The organism is Variovorax sp. P4_D9 (assembly GCF_056401695.1).
Window position 1 is genome coordinate 1 of sequence record NZ_JBFUIU010001126.1, and the last position, 2,331, is coordinate 2,331.

The window sequence follows — 2,331 nt, forward strand, 5'->3', positions numbered from 1 at the left end:
CGACTATACGGTGCAGGCCCAGGTCGGCGGCAAGATCGCGCAGTTGGGCCAACGCCTGATCGACGGTGCTGCCAAGTCGACCGCCGACGATTTCTTCAAGCGCTTCGACGCCGAGATGCAGAGCCGCTACGGCCCGCCGCCCGAAGCGGCGGACGAAGCGGCGGACGAAGCCGCGGCCCCGGCCGAAAAAACCGGCGCGGTGGCGGGCTTCATGCAGAAGCTGGGCATCGGCAAGAAGTCCGGCGCAGACTCCGACAAGGACGCCGGCTGAAGGCAGCGGCGCGAAGCAGGAAACAGAAGCGATATGGAAAATCTCGACGTCATGGTGCTGCGCACCCTGCGCGACTGGCGGCTGGCCGGCCGCCGCGCGCTGCTCTCCACCGTGGTGCGAACCTGGGGCTCGTCGCCGCGCCCGATCGGCTCGATCATGGCGCTGGCCGAGGATGGCGCGGTGGTCGGCTCGGTCTCGGGCGGCTGCATCGAGGACGACCTGATCGCGCGCTACAGCCGAGCCCATGGCGACGGCGTCATGCCGACGGGTGCGCCGGCGCTGGTCAAGTACGGCATCACGGCCGACGAGGCGCATCGCTTCGGGCTGCCCTGCGGCGGCACGCTCGAACTGCTGCTTGAGTACGACCCCGACGCCGGCTCGCTGCAGACGCTGGTGGCGGCGCTTGAAGAGGGGCGGCTGATGCAGCGCACGGTCAGGTTGGCAGATGGTGCGGTCGCGCTGGCCGAGGCCGGTTCGCCGGCCGAGCTCTCGGTCGACGACACCGAGCTGGTCAACACCTTCGGCCCCGAGTACCGGATGCTGCTGATCGGCGCCGGCCAGCTGGCCGAGTACCTGGCGACGATGGCCAAGTTCAGCGGCTTCGCGGTCACGCTGTGCGATCCGCGGACCGAATACCACACGGCCTGGACGTTGCCCGGCGTGGCCATCACCACCGAGATGCCCGACGACGCCGTGATCGCCTTCAAGCCCGATCGGCGGACCTGCGTGGTGGCGCTCACGCACGACCCCAAGCTCGACGACCTGGCGCTGCTCGAGGCGCTGCAGAGCGAGGCCTTCTACGTCGGCGCGATCGGCTCGCGGCGCAATGCCGATGCACGGCGCGACCGCATGATCGAGCATTTCGATCAGACCGAGCAATCGCTGGCCCGCTTGCGCGGCCCGATCGGCATCTACATCGGCAGCAAGACACCACCCGAGATCGCGGTCAGCGTGATGGCCGAGATCCTGGCGGTGAAGAACGCGGTGACGCTGCCACGCGAGGCTGCGGTCGCGGTGGCGAAGTCGGCCGCCGGCTAATTCGATTCGGCCTGGGAGAGCGGGGGGCGGGCTCACGCCGACGGTGTGCTCGGTACGCGCCCCGAACGCTCCGAATCGGAGTCAGGGCTTTCGCGGACCCAGCAGTTCGGCCAGGAAGGTGGTGTTGCGGCCCATCGCGCGCTGCATCTTGCGCGATTCGCGGGCTTCGGTGTTGGCCATCGAGAAGGCGAAGAAGCCGGCGACGACGACGAAGCAAAGCCCCGTCGCGATCAGCAATCCGGTCAGTGAAGCGAACCAGTAGGCCGTCGCGAGGACCGCGATGTTGACGAACAGAATGAGAGCGCGCATGGCGTTCAGGCTATCAGAGAAGGCCGAGGTGCCGGCGTGAATTTGTGCACGGAATCGAATCTCCGTCATCGGCTATTCGGCCGCGGTGGCGTGCCCGTCGGCACTGCCTTCGAGGATCGACAGCGGGGCTGACGCCCTCGTCGGTGGAAATCTGCAAAGGCATCGCCTTAAGATGGCTCTCCATCGGTTAGAACTTCGTTGTGCTCGCGCGCTGCGGGCGCTGAAAGCATGCCAGCCTATTCCTCTCGCGTCATGTCCGCCGAGCCCCGCGCCTGCTGGATCGAAGCGCCGGGCCGCGCCGTGATCCGGTCCGAGCCGGGCGCAGCGCCCGGCAGCGGCGAAGTCGAGGTTCGTGCGCTTCACAGCGCCGTCAGCCGGGGCACCGAGATGCTGGTGTTCCGCGGCGAGATTCCCGAGAGCGAATTCGAGCGGATGCGCGCACCCTTCCAGCAGGGCGACTTCCCCGGGCCGGTCAAGTACGGCTATGCGAGTGTCGGCATCGTCGAGCAGGGCCCGGACGCATTGCGAGGCCGCGCCGTTTTCTGCCTACATCCGCACCAGACCCGCTACCGGGTGCCGGCCGATGCGGTGCATCCGCTGCCCGACGGCCTGCCGCCGGCGCGCGCCGTRCTGGCCGCGAACATGGAGACCGCGGTGAACGCGCTGTGGGACGCGGCGCCGCGGCTGGGCGACCGCATCGCGGTGGTGGGCGG

Annotated in this window: 3 protein-coding genes and 1 pseudogene; 3 read left to right on the forward strand and 1 reads right to left on the reverse strand. The window is 68.7% G+C overall.

Annotation, left to right across the window (positions count from 1 at the left end; all coding sequences use genetic code 11):
• Both AC1DY5_RS51880 and AC1DY5_RS51885 read left to right on the forward strand, forming a co-directional pair.
• The coding region (locus tag AC1DY5_RS51880; protein WP_478122054.1) for a CoxG family protein at positions 1-271 on the forward strand (271 nt) is incomplete at its 5' end.
• A gap of 33 nt (positions 272-304) precedes the next feature.
• Positions 305-1,309, forward strand: a complete 1,005-nt coding sequence (locus tag AC1DY5_RS51885; RefSeq protein WP_478122055.1) for an XdhC family protein — start codon at positions 305-307, stop codon at positions 1,307-1,309.
• A gap of 81 nt (positions 1,310-1,390) precedes the next feature.
• On the opposite strand, the gene AC1DY5_RS51890 is transcribed toward AC1DY5_RS51885, so the two are convergent.
• Positions 1,391-1,618 carry a hypothetical protein gene (locus AC1DY5_RS51890; RefSeq protein ID WP_478122056.1) on the reverse strand — a complete coding sequence of 76 codons (228 nt, stop codon included), beginning with the start codon at positions 1,616-1,618 and terminating at the stop codon, positions 1,391-1,393.
• Between the two features lie 252 nt (positions 1,619-1,870).
• Between AC1DY5_RS51890 and AC1DY5_RS51895 the strand changes: the two are divergent.
• A pseudogene (locus tag AC1DY5_RS51895) lies at positions 1,871-2,331 on the forward strand (dehydrogenase); the annotation flags it as partial.